This window comes from Streptomyces sp. NPDC034086 (assembly GCF_055575515.1).
Genome location: NZ_JBVISM010000002.1, coordinates 736,672 through 757,322, shown reverse-complemented (window position 1 = coordinate 757,322; position 20,651 = coordinate 736,672). Strand labels below are relative to the sequence as shown.

At 73.7% G+C, this 20,651-nt stretch carries 20 protein-coding genes; 5 read left to right on the top strand and 15 right to left on the bottom strand.

Annotation, left to right across the window (positions count from 1 at the left end; translation table 11 throughout):
- Window positions 1-8: 8 nt before the first annotated feature.
- From ACZ514_RS08870 to ACZ514_RS08820, 11 genes are all read right to left on the bottom strand, one after another.
- Window positions 9-1,001, bottom strand: a complete 993-nt coding sequence (locus ACZ514_RS08870; protein ID WP_469124408.1) for a GlxA family transcriptional regulator — start codon at window positions 999-1,001, stop codon at window positions 9-11.
- Between the two features lie 137 nt (window positions 1,002-1,138).
- Window positions 1,139-2,650, bottom strand: coding sequence for an Asp-tRNA(Asn)/Glu-tRNA(Gln) amidotransferase subunit GatB (gene gatB / locus ACZ514_RS08865; protein WP_468166487.1), 1,512 nt, complete (start codon window positions 2,648-2,650; stop codon window positions 1,139-1,141).
- Window positions 2,651-2,666: 16 nt separating this feature from the next.
- Entirely contained in the window at window positions 2,667-2,912 is a 246-nt protein-coding gene (locus ACZ514_RS08860; protein ID WP_468166485.1) for a hypothetical protein, read from the bottom strand.
- The gene (gene gatA, locus ACZ514_RS08855) at window positions 2,909-4,408 is read right to left on the bottom strand and encodes an Asp-tRNA(Asn)/Glu-tRNA(Gln) amidotransferase subunit GatA (RefSeq protein WP_468166482.1); all 1,500 of its coding nucleotides are present in this window, start codon (window positions 4,406-4,408) and stop codon (window positions 2,909-2,911) included. The genes ACZ514_RS08860 and gatA overlap by 4 nt, the downstream gene beginning before the upstream one ends.
- A gap of 5 nt (window positions 4,409-4,413) precedes the next feature.
- Window positions 4,414-4,710 (bottom strand): Asp-tRNA(Asn)/Glu-tRNA(Gln) amidotransferase subunit GatC, encoded by a 297-nt coding sequence (gatC, locus tag ACZ514_RS08850; protein WP_010984178.1) that lies wholly within the window; start codon window positions 4,708-4,710, stop codon window positions 4,414-4,416.
- Between the two features lie 170 nt (window positions 4,711-4,880).
- Window positions 4,881-7,085, bottom strand: a complete 2,205-nt coding sequence (locus ACZ514_RS08845) for a putative bifunctional diguanylate cyclase/phosphodiesterase (protein ID WP_468695800.1) — start codon at window positions 7,083-7,085, stop codon at window positions 4,881-4,883.
- A 382-nt stretch (window positions 7,086-7,467) separates the two neighbouring features.
- Complete coding sequence (gene ligA, locus ACZ514_RS08840) at window positions 7,468-9,699, bottom strand: NAD-dependent DNA ligase LigA (RefSeq protein ID WP_469124407.1); 2,232 nt, start codon at window positions 9,697-9,699, stop codon at window positions 7,468-7,470.
- 31 nt (window positions 9,700-9,730) lie between these two features.
- Entirely contained in the window at window positions 9,731-10,714 is a 984-nt protein-coding gene (locus tag ACZ514_RS08835) for a methionine synthase (RefSeq protein WP_469124406.1), read from the bottom strand.
- Window positions 10,711-11,400, bottom strand: a complete 690-nt coding sequence (locus tag ACZ514_RS08830; protein WP_469124405.1) for an SDR family oxidoreductase — start codon at window positions 11,398-11,400, stop codon at window positions 10,711-10,713. The genes ACZ514_RS08835 and ACZ514_RS08830 overlap by 4 nt, the downstream gene beginning before the upstream one ends.
- A gap of 65 nt (window positions 11,401-11,465) precedes the next feature.
- Complete coding sequence (locus ACZ514_RS08825; protein WP_468166472.1) at window positions 11,466-11,810, bottom strand: DUF1330 domain-containing protein; 345 nt, start codon at window positions 11,808-11,810, stop codon at window positions 11,466-11,468.
- 54 nt (window positions 11,811-11,864) lie between these two features.
- A complete protein-coding gene (locus ACZ514_RS08820; protein ID WP_468166469.1) occupies window positions 11,865-12,911 on the bottom strand; it encodes a GlxA family transcriptional regulator in 1,047 nt (348 codons plus the stop codon).
- A gap of 111 nt (window positions 12,912-13,022) precedes the next feature.
- Here ACZ514_RS08820 and ACZ514_RS08815 point away from each other — a divergent pair, with 111 nt between their 5' ends.
- Complete coding sequence (locus tag ACZ514_RS08815; protein WP_469124404.1) at window positions 13,023-13,961, top strand: NADP-dependent oxidoreductase; 939 nt, start codon at window positions 13,023-13,025, stop codon at window positions 13,959-13,961.
- A 10-nt stretch (window positions 13,962-13,971) separates the two neighbouring features.
- Here the strand turns inward: ACZ514_RS08815 and mnmA are convergent, their stop codons facing one another.
- Window positions 13,972-15,102, bottom strand: coding sequence for a tRNA 2-thiouridine(34) synthase MnmA (gene mnmA / locus ACZ514_RS08810; protein ID WP_468166465.1), 1,131 nt, complete (start codon window positions 15,100-15,102; stop codon window positions 13,972-13,974).
- A 68-nt stretch (window positions 15,103-15,170) separates the two neighbouring features.
- Here mnmA and ACZ514_RS08805 point away from each other — a divergent pair, with 68 nt between their 5' ends.
- From ACZ514_RS08805 to ACZ514_RS08790, 4 genes are all read left to right on the top strand, one after another.
- Window positions 15,171-15,821: an N-acetylmuramoyl-L-alanine amidase gene (locus ACZ514_RS08805; protein WP_469124403.1), complete on the top strand. Its 651-nt coding sequence runs from the start codon at window positions 15,171-15,173 to the stop codon at window positions 15,819-15,821.
- Entirely contained in the window at window positions 15,818-16,315 is a 498-nt protein-coding gene (locus ACZ514_RS08800) for a hypothetical protein (RefSeq protein WP_469124402.1), read from the top strand. Before ACZ514_RS08805 ends, ACZ514_RS08800 begins: the two co-directional genes overlap by 4 nt.
- A gap of 403 nt (window positions 16,316-16,718) precedes the next feature.
- Window positions 16,719-17,354 (top strand): ClpP family protease, encoded by a 636-nt coding sequence (locus tag ACZ514_RS08795; protein ID WP_468166459.1) that lies wholly within the window; start codon window positions 16,719-16,721, stop codon window positions 17,352-17,354.
- A 1-nt stretch (window position 17,355) separates the two neighbouring features.
- Window positions 17,356-17,958 carry a ClpP family protease gene (locus ACZ514_RS08790; RefSeq protein ID WP_467887855.1) on the top strand — a complete coding sequence of 201 codons (603 nt, stop codon included), beginning with the start codon at window positions 17,356-17,358 and terminating at the stop codon, window positions 17,956-17,958.
- Window positions 17,959-17,973: 15 nt separating this feature from the next.
- Here ACZ514_RS08790 and ACZ514_RS08785 read toward each other — a convergent pair whose 3' ends face one another.
- The 3 genes from ACZ514_RS08785 to ACZ514_RS08775 form a co-directional block, all read right to left on the bottom strand.
- Window positions 17,974-18,405 (bottom strand): helix-turn-helix domain-containing protein, encoded by a 432-nt coding sequence (locus ACZ514_RS08785; RefSeq protein ID WP_468166457.1) that lies wholly within the window; start codon window positions 18,403-18,405, stop codon window positions 17,974-17,976.
- A 77-nt stretch (window positions 18,406-18,482) separates the two neighbouring features.
- Window positions 18,483-19,646: a cysteine desulfurase family protein gene (locus tag ACZ514_RS08780; RefSeq protein ID WP_469124401.1), complete on the bottom strand. Its 1,164-nt coding sequence runs from the start codon at window positions 19,644-19,646 to the stop codon at window positions 18,483-18,485.
- A 121-nt stretch (window positions 19,647-19,767) separates the two neighbouring features.
- Window positions 19,768-20,619 carry a thioesterase family protein gene (locus ACZ514_RS08775; protein ID WP_468166453.1) on the bottom strand — a complete coding sequence of 284 codons (852 nt, stop codon included), beginning with the start codon at window positions 20,617-20,619 and terminating at the stop codon, window positions 19,768-19,770.
- Window positions 20,620-20,651: the final 32 nt, after the last annotated feature.

Genomic DNA, 20,651 nt, shown 5'->3' with positions numbered 1-20,651 from the left:
GGTGCCGGTCAGCCGGCCCGGGTGCGGAACCGGCGGCGGTAGGCCGCCGGGGTCGTGGCGAGCTGCCGGCGGAAGGCCCGGTGCAGGGTCTCCGCCGAGCCGAGACCGGCGGCCGCCGCGACCTGGTCGAGCGGGCTGTCCGTGGTCTCCAGGACGCGCCGGGCCGCCTCGACGCGGGCGGCTTCCACGTAGGCCGCGGGACTGGTCCCGGTCTCCTGCGCGAAGACGCGGGCGAAGTGCCGCTCGCTCAGGCACATCCGGGCCGCGAGGGCCGGTGCGGACAGGTCCGCGTCGAGGTGGTCGGCGATCCACACGCGCAGCTCGTCGATGTCCCGCCGTCCGGCGGCCGGCCGGCTGAGCGGCACCGAGAACTGGCTCTGTCCGCCCTGCCGCTTGAGGTACATCACCAGCTGCCGCGCCACCGCCAGCGCGGTCTGCTCGCCCAGGTCCTCGGCGACGAGGGCCAGCGCCAGGTCCAGACAGGCGCTGATCCCCGCCCCGGTCCACAGCCGGCCGTGGTCGGTGCGTACGAAGATCGGATCGGGATCGACCACGACCTCCGGGTGTTCGGCCGCCAGCTGGGCGGCGGTCGACCAGTGGGTGGTCGCCGTCCGCCCGTCCAGCAGCCCGGCCGCCGCCAGCACGTGCGCGCCCACGCACACCGACGCCACCCGCCGGGCGTGCGGGGCGGTCTCCCGCACCCACGCCACGACGGCTTCGTCGATCCGGGCGACGGGCCCGGCGCCGGTCACGTCGACCGCGCCGGGCACGAGCAGGGTGTCCACCCGCTCGCCGACCTCACCGAAGGCGCGGTCCGCGAGCAGCCGCACCCCGGCCGAGGTCCGCACCGGTCCGGCGTCCGGCCCCGCGAGGACGACCTCGTAACCGGCCCGCCCGCCGGTCTCCCGGTTGGCCAGGGCGAAGACCTCGGCCGGACCGGTGACGTCGAGGAGGTCGACATCGGGGAAGACCGCGATGACGACCCGGTGCGAAGGGGGCATGACCCCATCCTCACGTGGCCCCCGCATGGCGGCAATGACGATTCCCCGTCACATCCGGACACGCCCCCGCCCGGACGGGAACGGCGGAGGCCCCGCACCGGGGATCCGGTGCGGGGCCTCCGTCAGGAGCCGGGCTCTCAGCCCTCGACGCCGAGGCGCTCCAGGATGAGTTCCTTGACGCGGGCCGCGTCGGCCTGGCCGCGGGTGGTCTTCATGACCGCGCCGACCAGGGCGCCGACGGCGGCGACCTTGCCGCCGCGGATCTTGTCGGCGATGGCCGCGTTGCCCGCGATGGCCTCGTCCACGGCCGCGCCGAGCGCGCCCTCGTCCGAGACGACCTTCAGGCCGCGCTTGTCGACGACCTCGTCCGGGGTGCCCTCGCCCGCGAGGACGCCCTCGATGACCTGCCGGGCCAGCTTGTCGTTCAGGTCGCCGGCCGCGACCAGGGCCGCGATGCGCGCCACCTGGGCCGGGGTGATCGGCAGCTCGTCGACCGACACGCCCTGCTCGTTGGCGTTGCGGGCCAGTTCGCCCATCCACCACTTGCGGGCGGCGGCGGAGTCGGCGCCCTCCTCGATGGTGGCGACGATGGAGTCCACGGCGCCCGCGTTGAGGATGGACTGCATGTCGTGCTCGCTGACGCCCCACTCCTCGCGGAGCCGGTTGCGGCGCACGCGCGGCATCTCCGGCAGCCCGGCGCGCAGCTCCTCCACCCAGGCACGGGCCGGGGCGACGGGAACCAGGTCCGGCTCGGGGAAGTAGCGGTAGTCCTCGGCGTTGTCCTTGATGCGGCCGGCCGTGGTGGAGCCGTCCTCCTCGTGGAAGTGCCGGGTCTCCTGCACGATCGAGCCGCCCGACGAGAGCACCGCCGCGTGGCGCTGGATCTCGAAGCGGGCCGCGCGCTCGACGGAGCGCAGCGAGTTGACGTTCTTCGTCTCCGAGCGGGTGCCGAAGGGGGCCTCCGGGCCGGGGCGCAGCGACAGGTTGACGTCGCAGCGCATCTGGCCCTTGTCCATGCGGGCCTCGGAGACGCCGAGCGCCTTGATGACCTCGCGCAGTTCGGCCACGTACGCCTTGGCGACCTCGGGGGCGCGCGCTCCGGCGCCCTCGATGGGCTTGGTGACGATCTCGATGAGCGGGATGCCGGCGCGGTTGTAGTCCAGCAGGGAGTGGGACGCGCCGTGGATGCGGCCGGTGGCGCCGCCGACGTGCAGCGACTTGCCGGTGTCCTCCTCCATGTGGGCGCGCTCGATCTCCACGCGGAAGACCTCGCCGTCCTCCAGCTGGACGTCCAGGTAGCCGTTGAAGGCGATGGGCTCGTCGTACTGGGAGGTCTGGAAGTTCTTCGGCATGTCCGGATAGAAGTAGTTCTTCCGGGCGAAGCGGCACCACTCGGCGATCTCGCAGTTCAGCGCGAGGCCGATCTTGACGGCGGACTCGACGCCGATCGCGTTGACGACCGGGAGCGAGCCCGGCAGACCCAGACAGGTCGGGCAGGTCTGCGAGTTGGGCTCGGCGCCCAGCTCGGTGGAGCAGCCGCAGAACATCTTGGTCCTGGTGCCGAGCTCGACATGGACCTCGAGGCCCATGACGGGGTCGTACGACGCGAGGGCGTCCTCGTACGACAGCAGTTCGGTGAAGGTGGTCACGGTGAAACTTTCCCTCTCAGCCCAGCAGGACGTCGTCGTCGCCGAGGCGCTTCAGCTCGCGGTACAGGATCGCGAGGCCGGTGACGATGGCGGCGGCGGACACAACGGCGTCGACCAGCTTCAGCGTGTCGTTCTCGGAGCGGGCCTTGCGGGCCTGCTTGATCACGCTGATGGCACCGAAAGCGGTGGTGCCGATCGACAGGTAGGTGCCGGACTTGGACTTCTTGAAGCCCTTGGCCTTGGACAGTGCACTGGAACTCACAGCGACGGAGCCTCCTCAAGCAGCGGGTGGCCCCAGCGCTCGACGAAGGCTGCCTCGACGGCGGCACCGACCTTGTACAGGCGGTCGTCCTTCATCGCCGGGGCGATGATCTGCAGTCCGACCGGGAGGCCGTCCTCCGGTGCCAGGCCGCAGGGCAGCGACATGGCGGAGTTGCCGGCCAGGTTGGTCGGGATGGTGCACAGGTCGGCGAGGTACATCGCCAGCGGGTCGTCGGTGCGCTCGCCGATCGCGAACGCGGTGGTCGGGGTCGTCGGGGAGACGATCACGTCGACCTGCTCGAAGGACTTCTCGAAGTCCTTCGTGATGAGCGTGCGGACCTTCTGGGCGGAGCCGTAGTACGCGTCGTAGTAGCCGGAGCTGAGCGCGTACGTACCGAGGATGATGCGGCGCTTGACCTCGTCGCCGAAGCCGGCCTCACGGGTCAGGGCGGTGACGTCCTCGGCGGACCTGGTGCCGTCGTCGCCGACGCGCAGGCCGTAGCGCATGGCGTCGAAGCGGGCCAGGTTGGAGGAGGCCTCGGACGGCGCGATCAGGTAGTACGCGGCCATCGCGAGGTCGAAGGACGGGCAGTCCAGCTCGACGATCTCGGCACCGAGCTCCTTGAGGAGCTCCACCGACTCGTTGAAGCGCTGGACGACACCGGCCTGGTAGCCCTCGCCGGCGAACTGCTTGACCACACCGACGCGCATGCCGGCGACGGAGCCGTTGCGGGCGGCCTCGACGACCGGCGGGACCGGGGCGTCGATGGAGGTGGAGTCGAGCGGGTCGTGGCCGGCGATGACCTCGTGGAGGAGGGCCGCGTCCAGGACCGTACGGGCGCACGGGCCGCCCTGGTCCAGCGAGGAGGAGAAGGCCACCATGCCGTAGCGGGAGACGCCGCCGTACGTGGGCTTCACGCCGACGGTGCCGGTGACGGCGGCGGGCTGGCGGATGGAGCCGCCGGTGTCCGTGCCGATGGCCAGCGGCGCCTGGAAGGCGGCGAGCGCGGCCGCGGAGCCGCCGCCGGAGCCGCCGGGGATCCGGGTGAGGTCCCAGGGGTTGCCGGTGGGGCCGTACGCGCTGTTCTCGGTGGAGGACCCCATGGCGAACTCGTCCATGTTGGTCTTGCCGATGATGACGACGCCGGCTTCCTTCAGCTTGCGCGTCAGGGTGGCGTCGTAGGGCGGGATCCAGCCTTCGAGGATCTTCGAACCGACGGTCGTCGGGACCCCGACGGTGGTGAAGATGTCCTTGAGGGCGAGCGGGACGCCGGCCAGCGGGCCGAGCTTCTCGCCGGCCGCCCGCCGGGCGTCCACGGCGCGGGCCTGCTCGAGGGCGCCCTCGCGGTCGACGTACAGGAAGGCGTGGACCTTCTCGTCCGTCGCCTCGATGCGCGCGAGGTGGGCCTCGGTGACCTCGACGGCCGTGAGTTCGCCGGAGGCGATCTTCTCGGCGGTCTGGGCGGCCGTGAGCTTGATGATGTGGGTGTCAGCCATGGTGATTAGTCCTCCCCCAGGATCTGCGGCACCTTGAAACGCTGCTGCTCCTGGGCGGGAGCACCGGAAAGCGCCTGCTCGGGGGTGAGCGAGGGACGGACCTCGTCCGCGCGCATGACGTTCGTCAGCGGCAGCGGGTGGGAGGTCGGCGGGACGTCTTGGTCGGCGACCTCGGATACGCGGGCGACCGCGCCGATGATGTCGTCGAGCTGTCCGGCGAAGTGGTCGAGCTCTTCGGCCTTGAGTTCCAGACGTGCCAGCCGAGCGAGGTGGGCGACCTCCTCGCGCGTGATGCCAGGCATGCAGCGATCCTCTGGGGGTGGTGAGTGTGTAGGTTTCGGTCCCAATCCTATGGGGCCGGGCCCCCGACCCGTTAAACGGTTTGCCGAGGCCCCCGGCCCGGACCGCGCGGCACCACCCCGCGGGGCCGCCCCGCACCGGGACCGGGCGGGGCGGGCTCCGGCGGCACGGGCTACGGGGCCGGGGTCTCCGAGGAGGCCGCGGCCGCGGCGGCCAGCTCCGCCGTGATGTCGGCCGGCCGGCGCCAGCCGCGCTCCCCGCGGGCCAGGAGCCAGGCGGTGGCCTCCTGCGGGGGCATGGCGGCGGCGACCAGCCAGCCCTGTACCGCGTCACAGCCGAGGTCCCGCAGGCGCTCCCAGGTCTCGTCGTCCTCCACGCCCTCGGCGACGACCAGCAGGCCCAGGGAGTGCGCGAGGTCGACCGTGCAGCGGACGATCTCCGCGTCCTGGGCGTCCACGGCGAGCCGGGCCACGAACGAGCGGTCGATCTTCAGCTCGCTCACCGGCAGCCGGCGCAGGTGCACCAGCGAGGAGTAGCCGGTGCCGAAGTCGTCGAGGGACATCTTGACGCCGTGGCCGGTGAGCCCGGCCATGGTGTCGGCCGCCCGCTGCGGGTCCTCCAGCAGGACGTGTTCCGTTATCTCCAGCTGGAGCCCGCTCGCCGGGACCCCGTGGCGGGCCAGCCGGGCGGCGACGGCTCCCGCGAAGCCGGGGGTGTGGACGTCGCGCGGCGAGACGTTGACGGCGACGGGGACCTTCAGGCCCTGCGCCCGCCACCGCGCGACCTGGGCGAGGGCGGTCTCCAGGACGTACTCGGTGAGGTGCGGCATCAGCCCGGAGGTCTCGGCGATGGCGATGAACTCGTCCGGCGAGACCCGCCCCCGCTCGGGGTGCACCCAGCGGACCAGCGCCTCCAGCCCCGCGACCTGTCCGTCGAAGCGGACCTTCGGCTGGTAGTGCAGTTCCACCTCGCCCGCGTCGAGGGCGCGGCGGAGGTCGCCGAGGAGGCCGAGCCGGTCGGGGGTGTTGCTGTCGCGCTTGGACTCGTAGACCTCGACGCCGGTGCGGTCGCGCTTGGCCTGGTACATGGCCACGTCGGCCCGCCGCAGCAGCCCTTCCGCGTCGAGCGCGTGGTCGGGGAAGACGGCGAGCCCGGCGCTGGCCTCCAGGACCAGGGTGAGTCCGTCGAGGTCCAGCGGGGAGCTGAGTTCGGCGACGAGGCCGCGGGCGACCCGCTGGGCGCTGGTGGTGGAGTCGGTGGCGGGCAGCAGTACGGCGAACTCGTCGCCGCCGAGCCGGGCCGCCTCCGCCTCGGCCGGGAGCGCCTGGCGCAGCCGCTCGGCGATCTGGAGCAGCAGCCGGTCCCCCGCGAGGTGGCCGAGGGTGTCGTTGACGGCGCGGAAGCGGTCCAGGTCGATCAGCACGAGGGCCGACCGGGTGCCCGACCGTTCGGCCTCGTCCAGCGCGGACCAGGCCCGCTCCAGCAGCCACTGCCGGTTCGGCAGGCCCGTCAGCGGGTCGCGCAGCTGCTCCTCGGCGCGGGCCCGGGCGATCCACAGGGTGGAGTCGAGGGCGATGAGCGGTACGGCGAAGAGCGGCAGCAGCACCGGCTGGGTGCTGGCGACCACGCAGATCAGCGGGGTGATGCCCAGCAGGGCGGCGGCGACCAGGGCCTGGCGCAGGACGGCCGTGCGCGCCACGGTGGGCAGCCCGCCGCCGCGCGGGGTGAGCGCGAACCACAGCAGGATCCGGGTCACCAGCAGGTAGGAGAGGGCGACGAGGGCGACCTCGGGGGCGGCCCCGAGGTCCCAGTCCAGGGGTGTCCAGGGCCTCTCGACGCTCGGCGCGTCACCGAAGGCGGCCAGTACGAGGGCGCCCGCGCCGATGCCGAGGATGTCGACGGAGCCGTGCAGCAGGCCCTGCCGCCAGCGCTGCCGGCGGGCGGCCCCGACGAGGGAGACCACCGCCAGGGAGACGAGTCCGGCGGGGATCCAGCCGTACAGGATGAGCACCCCGAGGGTGAGTGCCGCACCGGATCCGGTGCCGCCCCACCAGCGGTCGCGGCCCAGGGCGACGAGGTGGCCGACGATGATGCCGGTGAGCAGGGCGAGCCCCCATCCCACCGGTCCGCCGGGGAACAGGGCCTGACGGTCGGTCAGCGCGGAGGCGATGCCGGCGGCGAGCACGACGGCGGCGAGGCCGACGAGGGCGAGGGCCAGCGTGGTGCGCCGTCCCTCCTCGCCCGGTCCCCCCGCTCCGGTGCCGGGGGCGCGGGTCTCCGGTGTCCTGGCACCCAGGACACCGAGCCGGCCCGCCCGCACGGGCGGGACGTCCCCGCCGAATTCAGGTGACGGGTCGGCGCTTTCGGTGGGTTTCATGCCCGTCCCTCTCACAGCCGGCGATGCCGATGTCACGTGATGGCCCCGGTGTCGTGTCATCACGGCTGAAAGCGCATCAGGCAGCCGCGCACGACGGGCGCACCCCACAACAGTAGGACGGGAGAGGCTCCCAGGGGCAGCGGTCGGCGGTGGTTGCCCGAATACGGCCCAGCCATCCTCATCAGTACGGTATCCGCCGAACGGGTGAGTTTGGACCGGGCCCCCGTCACTCGTGCCATGATCCGACGGCTCACGGCGGCCCGGCCGGCCTCCCGCCGGCCGTTCACCACCGGGGACCGCGCCGGGCGTGCGCCCGCCCGTACGGCCGCCCGCCACGCATCCGTTGGCCTCCGCCGGTCCCGGGCCGACTCCCCCCGGGGGGTTACCGTCCGGCTTCGCCCTCGCCCTCGCCTGCGCCTGCGCCTGCGCCGCCCTCCGGCGGGAGCGCCGCCTCGCGGGCGGCGTCGGGCCCCTGGGCGAGCAGCACTTCGAAACCGGCGTCGTCGAGGACGGGGAGCTTCAGCTGTACGGCCTTGTCGTACTTCGAACCGGGGTTGTCGCCGACGACGACGAAGGAGGTCTTCTTCGACACCGAGCCGGTGACCTTGGCGCCCCGGCTCTGCAGGGCCTCCTTGGCCCCGTCGCGGGTGTGGTTCAGCAGGGTGCCGGTGACGACCACGGTCAGGCCCTCCAGCGGGCGCGGCCCCTCCTCCTCGGCGGAACCCTCCTCCTCCATGCGGACGCCCGCCGCCCGCCACTTGCGCAGGATCTCCTGGTGCCAGTCGACGGCGAACCACTCCTTGAGGGAGGCGGCGATGATCGCGCCGACGCCCTCGGTGGCGGTCAGTTCCTCGAGGGAGGCCTGCTCGATGCGCTCGATCGAACGGAACTCCCGGGCCAGCGCCTCCGCGGCGACGGGTCCGACGTGCCGGATCGAGAGGCCGTTGATGACGCGGGCCAGCGGGCGCTGCTTGGCGGCGGCGATGTTCTCCAGCATGGCCAGGGCGTTCTTCTTCGGTTCGCCCTTCTGGTTGGCGAAGACCCTGACGATCTTCTCCTCGCCGGTCTTCGGGTCCCGCTTGGGCAGGCCGCTGTCCTGGTCGAGGACGTACGCCCTGATGGGCAGCAGCTGCTCGATGGTGAGGTCGAAGAGGTCGCCCTCGTCCCTCAGCGGCGGCTCGGCGGGCTCCAGGGGGCCGGTGAGCGCGGCCGCCGCGACCATGCCGAAGTTCTCGATGTCCAGGCTCTGGCGGCCGGCCAGGTAGAAGAGCCGCTCGCGCAGCTGCGCGGGGCAGGTCTGCGCGTTGGGGCACCGGACGTCGATGTCGCCCTCCTTCATCGGGCGCAGCTCCGTCCCGCAGACGGGGCACTCGGCCGGCATGACGAACTCGCGCTCGGTGCCGTCCCGCAGGTCCACCACCGGACCGAGGATCTCGGGGATGACGTCGCCCGCCTTGCGCAGGACGACGGTGTCCCCGATGAGGACGCCCTTGGCCTTGACGACCTCCTGGTTGTGCAGGGTCGCGAACTCCACCTCGGAGCCGGCCACCGTCACCGGCTCCACCTGGGCGTACGGGGTGACGCGGCCGGTGCGCCCGACGCCCACCTTGATGTCGATGAGCTTGGTGTTGACCTCTTCGGGGGCGTACTTCCAGGCGATGGCCCAGCGCGGGGCGCGGGCCGTGGAGCCCAGCCGTCCCTGGAGGGCGATCTCGTCGAGCTTGACCACGACGCCGTCGATCTCGTGCTCCACCGAGTGCCGGTTCTCGCCGAAGTGGGCGATGAACGCGCGGACCTCGCCCAGGGAGGAGACGACCTTGTTGTGGCGGGCGGTGGGCAGGCCCCACTCGCGCAGCAGCTCGTACGCCTGCGACTGGCGCTCGATCTCCAGGCCCTCACGGGCTCCGATGCCGTGCACCACCATGTGCAGCGGGCGGGTGGCGGTGACCTTGGGGTCCTTCTGGCGCAGCGAGCCGGCCGCCGCGTTGCGCGGGTTGGCGAAGGGCTTGCCGTCAGCCGCGACGAGCCGGGCGTTGAGCTCCTCGAACTTCTCCATCGGGAAGTAGACCTCGCCGCGGATCTCGACCAGGGCCGGGATCCGGTCGCCGCGCAGGCGGTCCGGGATCTCGGCGATGGTGCGGACGTTGGGCGTGATGTCCTCGCCGGTGCGGCCGTCGCCGCGGGTGGCGGCGCGGGTGAGGCGGCCGTTCTCGTAGGTGAGGTTGACGGCGAGGCCGTCCACCTTGAGCTCGCACAGGTAGTGGTAGTCCGGGGTGTTCACGTCCCGGGCCACCCGGTCGGCCCAGGCGGACAGCTCCTCGTCGTCGAAGGCGTTGTCGAGGGAGAGCATCCGCTCGCGGTGCACGACGGAGGCGAAGTCGGTCTCGTACGCCCCGGCCACCTTCTGGGTGGGCGAGTCGGGCGTGCGCAGCTCGGGGTACTGCTCCTCCAGGGCCTCCAGCGAGCGCAGCAGCTGGTCGAACTCGGCGTCGCTGACGACCGGCGCGTCGTTCACGTAGTACCGGAAGCGGTGCTCCTCGATCTGCTCGGCGAGCAGCTGGTGCTGCTCGCGCGCCGCCGTCGGTACTGCCGTGTCCTGCTGTTCGGCTGCCATGCCGTGTCCTCCCGTGGCCCGTCCTCGACCGTCACTCAGGGTTGTCGGCGAGCGACCTCGCCGCCCTGACGCAGTGGGCCTGTACCGCGCGGGCGTACGCGGGCGAGGCGCCCGCCAGACCGCACGACGGGGTGACCACGACGGACTCGGCGAGAGTCCCCGGGGCCAGTCCCAGCCTGCGCCAGAGCTTCCTGACACCCATGACGCTACCGCCCGGGTCCGACAACGGGGCATCGGTGCCCGGCACCACTCCGACGAAGAGTTTCAGGCCGCCTTCGACGGCCTCGCCGATGGTGTCGTCCTCGCGCTCGGTGAGCAGTGAGAAATCGAACGACACTCCCGCGGCGCCGGCCCGGCGCAGCAGCGCGAAGGGGACGTCGGGCGCGCAGGAGTGCACGACGACCTCGCCGTCGTGCACGGCGAAGAGGTCGCGCAGGGTGCTCTCGACCACCTGCCGGTCGACGGCCCGGTAGGTGCGGTAGCCGCTGGCGGAGCGCACCCGGCCGAGCAGGACGGCGGTGAGCGACGGCTCGTCGTACTGGAGCACGATCTCGGCGCCCGGGACGCGCCTGCGGACGTCGGCCAGGTGGTCGCGCAGGCCCTCGGCGAGGGATCCGGCGAGGTCGCGGCAGGCTCCGGCGTCCTGGAGCACGGCTTCGCCGCCGTGCAGTTCGAGCGCGGTGGCCAGCGTCCACGGGCCGACGGCCTGGACCTTCAGCCGGCCCGTGTAGCCCTGGGTGAACTCCTCGAGGGCGTCGAGGTCCTCGCCCAGCCAGGAGCGGGCGCGCCGGGTGTCGCGGCCGGGGCGGTCGCTGATCCGCCAGCCGCTGGGCTCGACGTGGGCGTACAGGTCGACGAGCAGCCCCAGGGAGCGGCCGATCATGTCCGCGCCGGGTCCGCGGGCGGGCAGTTCGGGGAGGTACGGGAAGTCCTCGAAGGAGCCGGTGACCGTCTTGGCGGCCTCGCGGGCGTCGCCGCCCGGGAGGGAGCCGACGCCGGTGGCGCCCGCGGTCATCGGCCGGGCCTGACGGAGACGTCGTTGACCTCGGCGTCGCGCGGCAGGTCGACGGCCATCAGGATGGTCGTCGCCACGGACTCGGGGTCGATCCAGCGCGCGGGGTCGTACTCCTTGCCCTCCTGGGAGTGGACCTTGGCCTGCATGGGGCTGGCGGTGCGGCCGGGGTAGACGGAGGTGACGCGCACGCCGTTGTCCTTCTCCTCCTCGCGCAGCGCGTCGGCGAGGGCCTTCAGGCCGTGCTTGGAGGCGGCGTAGGCCCCCCACTCGGCGTGGGCGTGCAGTCCGGCGCCGGAGTTCACGAAGACGACGGTGGCCTTGGAGGCCCGCAGGGTGGGCAGCAGCAGTCTGGTGACCTCGGCGGGGGCGATGAGGTTGACGTTGAGCTGCTGGTGCCAGGTCTTGGGGCGCAGGTCGCCGACGGGTCCGAGGTCGACGATCCCGGCGATGTGGAGCAGGGAGTCGATCCGTTCGGGCACCGGCTGCTTGGAGAACGCCCACGACAGCCGGTCGGGGTCCGCCAGGTCGCCCACGAGGGTCCGCGCGCCCGGGTAGCGCTCGACGAGCTGCCGGGCGCGGGCGGCGTCGCGGGCGAGCAGGACGAGGTCGTCGCCGCGGGCGTGCAGGCGGGCGGCGACGGCGGCGCCGATGCCGGAACCGGCACCGGTGATCAGGTGAGTAGCCATACGGCCCATGCTCGCATCCGCCCGGGCCCCGCCGTCGCCGCGGTCCGCCGCGTCCCCGGGGCGGCTCAGAGTCCGGCGGTCTCGCGGAGCTCGCGGGCCCGTCCGGCGGCGTCGTAGCCGGCGGGGACCCCTTCGACCAGGACGGCGGTGCCGGCGATGTGGTCGGTGCGCAGCGCGAGGATGGCCTGGTAGGCGTCGGAGGCGTACCAGGCGCGGGCCCGCTCGATGTCGGGGAAGCCGATGACGACGACCGTGCCGGGGAAGGGGCCTTCGAGGACCTCGACCTCCTTGCCGTGGACGAGGAAGCGGCCGCCGAAGGGGTCCATGGTCGCCTGGATCCCCTCGATGTAGCGCAGGACGTCCTCGTTGACGGTGGGGCGGTGCAGGTGGGCGATGGCGTACGCGGTCATGTCGGTCTCCCCGGTCCGTTCGGCCGGGCGGTCCCGGCCGTTGCCCCGATGCTGTCAGCGGGCGTCGGCCGTGGCGATTACCTCCGGGGTCATGGTGTGCGGGCCGAAGGTGCGCCGGTAGGCCATCGGGGAGACGCCGAAGGCGGTGCGCATGTGCTGGCGCAGGGAGTTGGCGGAGCCGAAGCCGGAGCGGTGCGCGACCAGGTCGACGGGCAGGTCGCTGGACTCCAGCAGCTGGCGGGCGACCTCCAGGCGCTGTCCGGTGAGCCACTGGACGGGGGTCATGCCGACTTCGTCGCGGAACCGGCGGGTGAAGGTGCGCAGGCTCATCCGGGCGTGGGCGGCGAGTTCGGCGAGGCTGATCGGCTCGTCGAGGCGCTCCAGGGCCCAGGCGCGGGTGGCGGTGGTGGTGGCGGCCGTGGGTGCGGGGACGGGGCGGTCGATGTACTGGGCCTGTCCGCCGTCGCGCCAGGGCGGTACGACGCACATGCGGGCGGCCCGGTTGGCGACGGCGGTGCCGTGGTCGCGGCGGACCAGGTGCAGGCACAGGTCGACGCCGGCGGCGACGCCGGCGGAGGTCAGGACGTCGCCGTCGTCGACGAAGAGGACCTCCTCGTCGACCTGGACGCGGGGGTAGGCCCGGCGGAACTCGGGTGCCAGGTTCCAGTGGGTGGTGGCGGGGCGGCCGTCGAGGAGCCCGGCGGCGGCGAGCACGTAGGAGCCGGTGCAGATGGAGACGAGCCGGGTGCCGGGCCGGATCCCGGCGATGGCGGCGGTGACCTCGGGGGGCAGGGGTCCGCCGCGGGCCAGCTCGGGCATGGCGTGGGTGGGCGGGAGGATCACGGTGTCGGCGGCGGCCAGGGCCTCCGGCCCGGCGGCGGGCTGGACCGTGAACCCGGCGTCGCTGAGGACGGGCCCGCCGTCGGCGGTGCAGACGGTGACCTCGTACAGGGGCTGCCCGGCGGCGTCCACGGCGCTGCCGAAGACGCGGGAGGGGATGCCCAGCTCGAAGGGGGGTACGCCCGGCAGGGCGAGCACCGCGACCCGGTGGGTGCGTCCGCCGCCCGGGGCCCGCGCCGTCGTCTTCCGCACGCTGTCCATGGCCGGATCCTGTCACACCCTGGCCATCCGGCCAATACCGGACGGGGCCGGGATGCCCGAGTGTGGGACGTGTCGCCGGGGAAGGCCCGGTACCGGACGTAATCCCGTGGAATGAGGAAGACAGAGATGCGCGCGATCGTCGTGAACGGATGGGGCGGCCCCGAGACCCTGGTCGAGCGGGAGGTCGACCGCCCGGAGCCCGGCCTGGGCGAGATCCTGGTCCGGGTGCACGCGGCCGGGGTGAACCCCGTCGACTGGAAGACCCGGGCCAGTGGCGCCCTGATCTCCTGGGGCGAGGTGCCGATCGTCGGCTGGGACGTCTCGGGCACCGTGGAGGCGGTGGGCCCGGGCGTGACGCTGTACCGGCCGGGCGACGAGGTGTACGGCATGCCGAGCTTCCCGCGCCAGGCGGGCGGCTACGCCGAGTACGTTGCCGCCCCGGCCCGGCACTTCGCCCGCAAGCCCGCCTCCCTCGGGCACGTGGAGGCGGCCGCGCTGCCGCTGGCGGCGCTGACCGCGTGGCAGGCGCTGGTCGACACCGCCGGGGTCACGGCCGGGCAGCGCGTGCTGGTGCACGCGGCGGCGGGCGGGGTCGGACACCTGGCGGTCCAGATCGCGAAGGCGCGCGGGGCGTACGTGATCGGCACGGCCAGCGGGGCCAAGCACGGCCTGCTGCGCGAGCTGGGCGCCGACGAGCTGGTCGACTACCGGACCGGCGACTTCACCGAGGCGGTCTCCGGCGTGGACGTGGTCCTGGACGCCCTGGGCGGCGAGGTCGCCGAGCGCTCGCTGAAGGTGCTCAGGCCCGGTGGCCACCTGGTCTCGCTCCCGGGCCCGGACTCCGTACCGGCCGCGGCGGACGGGGTGCGCGCGTCCTGGGTCCTGGTGGAGCCCGACCTGAAGGGGCTCGAGGAGATCGCGGCCCTGGCGGACCGGGGCCTGCTCAAGCCGCTGGTCGACACGGTGCTGCCGCTGGCGCGGGCCGCGGAGGCCCACGAGATCGGCGAGCGCGGCCGGACCACCGGCAAGATCGTCCTGACGGTGGTCTGAGCGGCCGGGGTCAGACGGCGGCGGCCGCGCGCGTCGTCGTGGCGATGGTCGCGGAGCCGACCACGCGGGTGCCGTCGTAGAGGACGATCGCCTGGCCGGGGGCCACGCCGCGGACCGGCTCGGTGAAGGAGACGCGCAGCTCGCCGTCCACGACCTCGGCGAAGACCTCGGTCTCGCCGCCGTGGGCGCGCAGCTGCGCGGTGTAGGTGCCCGGGGCGGCGGGCGTGGAGCCGCACCAGCGGGGGCGGATCGCGGTGAGGGCGGTGACGTCGAGGGCCTCGACGGGGCCGACGGTGACGGTGTTGTTCACCGGGGAGATGTCGAGGACGTAGCGGGGCTTGCCGTCGGGTGCCGGGTGGCCGATGCGCAGGCCCTTGCGCTGGCCGATGGTGAACCCGAAGGCGCCCTCGTGGGTGCCGACCTTCGCCCCGGTCTCGTCGACGATGTCGCCCTCGGCCCTGCCGAGGCGCTGGGCGAGGAAGCCCTGGGTGTCGCCGTCGGCGATGAAGCAGATGTCGTGGCTGTCGGGCTTCTTCGCGACGGCCAGGCCGCGCCGTTCGGCCTCGGCGCGGATCTCGTCCTTGGTGGTGATCGTGTCGCCGAGCGGGAAGAGGGCGTGGGCCAGCTGCTTCTCGTCGAGGACGCCGAGGACGTACGACTGGTCCTTGGCCATGTCGGAGGCGCGGTGCAGCTCGCGGGAGCCGTCGGCCTTCTCGACGACGGTGGCGTAGTGGCCGGTGCAGACCGCGTCGAAGCCGAGGGCGAGGGCCTTGTCGAGCAGCGCCGCGAACTTGATCTTCTCGTTGCAGCGCAGGCACGGGTTCGGGGTGCGGCCGGCCTCGTACTCGGCGATGAAGTCCTCGACGACGTCCTCGCGGAAGCGGTCGGCGAGGTCCCAGCAGTAGAAGGGGATGCCGATGACGTCGGCCGCGCGGCGGGCGTCGCGGGAGTCCTCGATGGTGCAGCAGCCGCGGGCGCCGGTCCGGAAGGACTGGGGGTTCGCGGAGAGCGCCAGATGGACCCCGGTGACGTCGTGCCCGGCTTCGACCGCGCGGGCGGCGGCGACGGCGGAGTCCACACCGCCGGACATGGCGGCCAGGACGCGGAGGGGGCGGGCGGTGCGCGGCAGGTTCTCAGTCATAGCACCGTCCAGGGTACGGGGAACCGGACGGAGTCACGGCGCGTTATCGGCTGCGGGGGGTGGATCACATGAGCGAAAAGGCGGAGAAGGGGCCGCGCCGGACGCGGCGGGCGGTGCTCCTGGGCGGCCTGGGAGTCCTCGCGGCGGCGGGGGTGGTGGCCCGGGACGAGATCGGACGGGCCCGGTGGCTGCTGCCGGGGGTGTCCAAACCGCGCAAGGAGGGCGAGCTCGACCACGCGGGGGCGAGCTGGACGGCGGCCTCGCCTGCGAACTGGCGGCTGGCGGACCGGCCCGACGACTACCGGGTGGACCGGATCGTCGTCCATGTCACACAGGGCGGCTTCGAGTCCTCGGTGGACGCCTTCAGGAACCCGTGGCACAAGGCGTCGGCGCACTACATCGTGCGTCAGGACGGGCATGTGGAGCAGATGGTGCGCGAGCTGGACGTGGCCTTCCACGCGGCCAACCGCCGGATGAACGAGCGCAGCGTCGGAATAGAGCACGTGGGCTTCGTCGACCGCCCCCAGGACTTCACGGACGCCATGTACGCGGCCTCGGCCCGGCTGGCCGCCGACATCTGCCGGCGGTACGGCATACCGGCGGACCGCAAGCACGTCCTGGGGCACAACGAGGTCCCGGGCGCCGACCACACCGATCCCGGCCCGCACTGGGACTGGGACCGCTACATCGCGCTCGTGCGCGCGCAGCTGCCGGAGTGAGGCGCTCCGGGGAGGGACGCTCCGGCGGGGCGCGGCGGGCGTTCTCGCTGCCGCCGGGCGCGACGGGCTTCGTCCGCCCGCAGGACGGCCCGCTCCCGGAGACCGGGCTGTCCGCCTTCCGCGCGGCCCTGTACGCCGCGGCCCGGGCCGCGGGGGGCACGGTGGGCGAGGTGGAGGCCCGGGCGTACCCGCGCACCTTCCACACCGGGTGCGTGACCGGCGGGGCGGCACCGGCCGTCGTCCTGTGCCACGCGCACCACCCCTGGATCGCCTTCGCGGGACGGCGCCGGGACTGGTACCGGGACGGCTTCCTGCCCCCGCCGCCCTGGTCCGGGGCCTTCACCGACGCGGGGTTCACCGTCCTGAGCACGGGGACGCTGACCGCGCGCCTCGGTGACGTGGACACCTCGGCGCTCTCCCCGGCCGAGTGGCGCCAGGTCCGCGCGTACGAGATCGACACCCTGGGCGGGCTGCTCTTCAACTCCTGGGACTGACGCGGCTCCCCCGGGCAGCACCTCGGCCACACGCCTGGCCGCGGACCCGGTCCCGGTCGGCCGGCGCCCACGGCCGGGCCGGCAGGTCATGCGCGACGGGGGCCGCCGCCGTCCGGCAGTTCCACTCCGGCGGCCCGCCGGCCCCGTCCGGTCCTCCGTGTCGTGCGGACCGAGGACGCGCGGCATCGCGGCGACGGCCCGGCCGACGTCTCTGTGGTCCATGGGGCGCGTCCACAGGGGGTGAAGCGCCGACGGGGGCGAATGCCCGGAGCCGCAAGGGTGGTGACCGGGCGTCACCTCTGCTCCTGGCGAATCTGCGGCGGGCAGAGGAACCGCGTCCGCGGGCCTTGCGGGGTCAAGAGTGGGGGCGACGGTTTCCGCGTCCGGACAAGGAGAACAGACGATGCCACTCATCACGCTCCCGCCCCGCGCCGAGGAGGGCGGCACACCGGCCAGCCCCTTCGACGACCATCTCGCGGCGCAGCTGCTCGCCCAGCGGATCGTGCTGCTCGGCACCCAGGTCGACGACGTGTCGGCCAACCGGGTGTGCGCGCAGCTGCTGCTCCTGTCGGCGGAGGACCCGCGCTCCGACATCAGCCTGTACGTCAACAGCCCCGGCGGGTCGGTCACCGCGGGCCTGGCCATCTACGACACCATGCGGCTGATCCCGAACGACGTCTCGACGCTGGCGATGGGGTTCGCGGCGAGCATGGGCCAGTTCCTGCTGACCGTGGGGGCGCCCGGCAAGCGGTTCGCGCTGCCGAACGCGCGGATCATGATGCACCAGCCTTCTGCGGGCATCGGCGGCACCGCCGCGGACATCGAGATCCAGGCGGAGAACCTCCGGTTCACCAAGGAGGCCGTCGAGCGGATCACCGCCGAGCACACCGGCCAGAGCGAGGAGACGATCGCGCGGGACGGCGACCGGGACCGCTGGTTCACGGCCGAACAGGCCCGGGAGTACGGGATCGTGGACCGGGTGGTGGAGTCGCTCGCCGACATCCGCCCGGCCTCGTCGCGCCGACGGGCGGGGCTGTGACATGGGGTCGTACACGGTTCCCTACGTCATCGAGCGCACCGCGCAGGGCGAGCGGTCCTACGACGTCTTCAGCCGGCTGCTGAACGAGCGGATCGTCTTCATCGGCACCGAGATCGACGACGGGGTCGCCAACGTCGTCATCGCGCAGCTCCTGCACCTGGAGTCGGCCGACCCGGAGCGGGAGATCTCGATCTATCTCAACTCGCCAGGCGGCTCGTTCACTTCGCTGATGGCGATCTACGACACGATGACGTTCGTGCAGGCTCCGATCTCCACGTTCTGCGTCGGCCAGGCGGCGTCCACCGCGGCGGTGCTGCTGGCCGGCGGGGATCCCGGCCGGCGGTTCGTGCTCCGGCACGCGCGGGTGCTGCTCGGCCAGCCGGCCAGCAACGGCCGGCAGGGGACGGTCTCCGACCTCAGCCTCGCCGCCAAGGAGATGGTCCGCATCCGCTCACAGGTGGAGGAGGTCCTGTCCCGGCACACGCACCACGACGTGGCGGCGCTGCGCGCGGACATGGACCGGGAGAAGGTCCTCACCGCCGAGGAGGCCGTGGCCTACGGGCTCGCCGACGAGGTGCTGAGCCGGCGGTTCGCCTTCGCCTGACCGGTCCTCGTGCGGTCAGGCGGCGAGGCACAGGGAGTCGTACCGCGCCGTCGGGGCGGTACGGCGCCCGCCCGCCCGGCTCCGGTCGTACCGGGCCAGCTCGTCCGCGGCGAGGGAGAGCAGGTCGGCCAGGCCCAGCCCGAGGGCCCGGGCGGCGGCGGCGAGCACCTCGGAGGAGGCCTCCTTGCGTCCCCGCTCGACCTCCGAGAGGTACGGCATCGAGATCCGGGCCGCCTCCGCGACGTCCTTCAGCGTGCGCTCCTGGGCGAGCCGCTCGCGCCGCAGCACGTCACCGACGAGGTCGCGCCACAGCGGTTCGCCCGGCGCGGGTGCCGGGGAGGCCGTCGCCGGTCGCTGCGGTGCGCGAACGGGCCCGCCGGGACGGGGCGGCGAGGTGCGCGGGCGCAGGGGGACGACGCGGGACTCTTCGGGCGCATGAGTGCTCACCCCTTCAGCCTAGGGATCCGGGGCCCCGGGGGAAGGGAGCGGCGTTCCGCCCTGGGTGAAGCCCGCGGGTACCGGATCTAGCTGAGGCCGGCCGTGCGGGCCCGTTCCACGGCGGGGCCGATGGCGGCGGCCACCGCCGCGACGTCCTCCTTCGTGGAGGTGTGGCCGAGGGAGAACCGCAGGGTGCCGCGGGCCAGCAGCGGGTCGGTGCCCGCCGCCAGCAGGACGTGGCTGGGCTGGGCGACGCCCGCGGTGCAGGCGGAGCCGGTGGAGCACTCGATGCCCTGCGCGTCCAGGAGCAGCAGCAGGGAGTCGCCCTCGCAGCCGGGGAAGCTGAAGTGGGCGTTGGCCGGGAGCCGGTCCTCGGGGTCGCCGCCGAGGACCGCGTCGGGGACGGCGGCCAGCACGGCCGCGATCAGCTCGTCGCGCAGGGCTCCGACCTCGGCGGCGAACCGCTCGCGCCGCTCGGCGGCGAGTACGGCCGCCACCGCGAAGGCGGCGATGGCCGGCACGTCGAGGGTGCCGGAGCGGACGTGCCGCTCCTGGCCGCCGCCGTGCAGGACGGGGACGGGGCTCTGGTCGCGGCCCAGGAGCAGGGCGCCGATCCCGTACGGGCCCCCCACCTTGTGGCCGCTGACGGTCATGGCGGCGAGGCCGCTGTCGCCGAAGCGGACGTCGAGCTGCCCGAAGGCCTGGACGGCGTCGGAGTGCAGGGGTACGCCGTGCTCCCCCGCGACGGCGGCGAGGTCACGGACCGGCATGACGGTGCCGATCTCGTTGTTGGCCCACATCACGGTGGCGAGGGCGACGTGGTCGGGGTCCCGCTCGATCGCCGCCCGGAAGTCCTCGGGGTGCACGCGGCCGTAGCGGTCGACGGGGAGGTACTCGACCTCGGCCCCCTCGTGCTCGGCGAGCCAGTGCACCGCGTCCAGGACGGCGTGGTGCTCGACGGGGCTGGCGAGGACGCGGGTGCGGGCCGGGTCGGCGTCGCGGCGGGCCCAGTAGAGGCCCTTGACGGCGAGGTTGTCGGCCTCGGTGCCGCCCGCGGTGAAGACCACCTCGCTCGGGCGCGCGCCGAGGGCCTCGGCGAGGGACTCACGGGCCTCCTCGACGGTACGGCGGGCCCGGCGGCCGGCGGCGTGCAGGGAGGACGCGTTTCCGGTGGCGGCGAACTGCGCGGTCATCGCCGCAGCGGCTTCCGGGAGCATCGGCGTGGTCGCGGCGTGGTCGAGGTAGGCCATGATTTTTTGATTCTACGAGTCCCCTGCCCCGCCGGCTCCCGCCCGGGGTGCGCGGGGCACGCCGTCCCCGCCGCGGCCCGGCGGCGCCGGTTCCGGGGGCCGCGCCCCCGGACCCCTCGGGTCAGCGCGGGGCGCGGGCCAGCTGGCGGGACTGGGCGACCAGGCGGTCGGCGGAGTCCCAGACCTCGGCGTCCTCCTCCAGGAAGCCGCCGGCCAGGTTGCGGGTGACGATGCCCACCCGCAGCGGTCCCGGGGCCGGGCGGTGACGGATGTGCGTGGTGAGCTCCACGGTGGGGGCCCAGCCGAGCAGGCCGAGGTCGAAAGCGGTCGGCGGCAGTGCGTCCACCGCGAGCAGCAGCGACAGCGGGTCGGCGTCGCGGCCGTCGGCCAGCTCGAACCAGGCCCGCATCTCGCCCTTGCCGGACGGCGCCCCGACCGCCCAGCCCGCCGTCGCCGGGTCCAGCCGCAGGCGGAGCCGGTCCACGATGGCGTTGCTGCCGGGGATGGGGGCCGGACCGGCCTCGGCGCCGAGGCAGTCCTCGTACGCGGGCATCACCGGCGGCCGCGCGACCGTGTGGACGGTGTCGGGGAGGGCGGCGAGGTCGCCGTACGAGGCGAGGACGCGGATGCGTTCGATCTCGGCGCCGTTCTCGTCGTACTGGAACAGCGAGGCCTGGCCGGTGGAGAGGGTGCGGCCGACGCGGACGACCTCGGTGCGGATCACGGCGGGGCCGGGCACGGAGGAGGTGAGGTAGTGGGCGGAGACGGTGAAGGGGTCCGGGTGCGGCAGGGCCGCCGCGAGGGCCCGGCCGACCAGGGCCAGCAGATAGCCGCCGTTGACGGCGGTGATGATCGTCCAGCCGGCGGACAGCTCCGCGTCGTACACCCCGGGCTCGCCCGCGCGGGCGGTGATGGTGGTGTCGCGGTCGAATTCGCTGTCGCCGATGGAGGCCTGGGCCGCTGCGTAAGACATGCCGACGACGGTACACCGGCAAGCTACTAAGC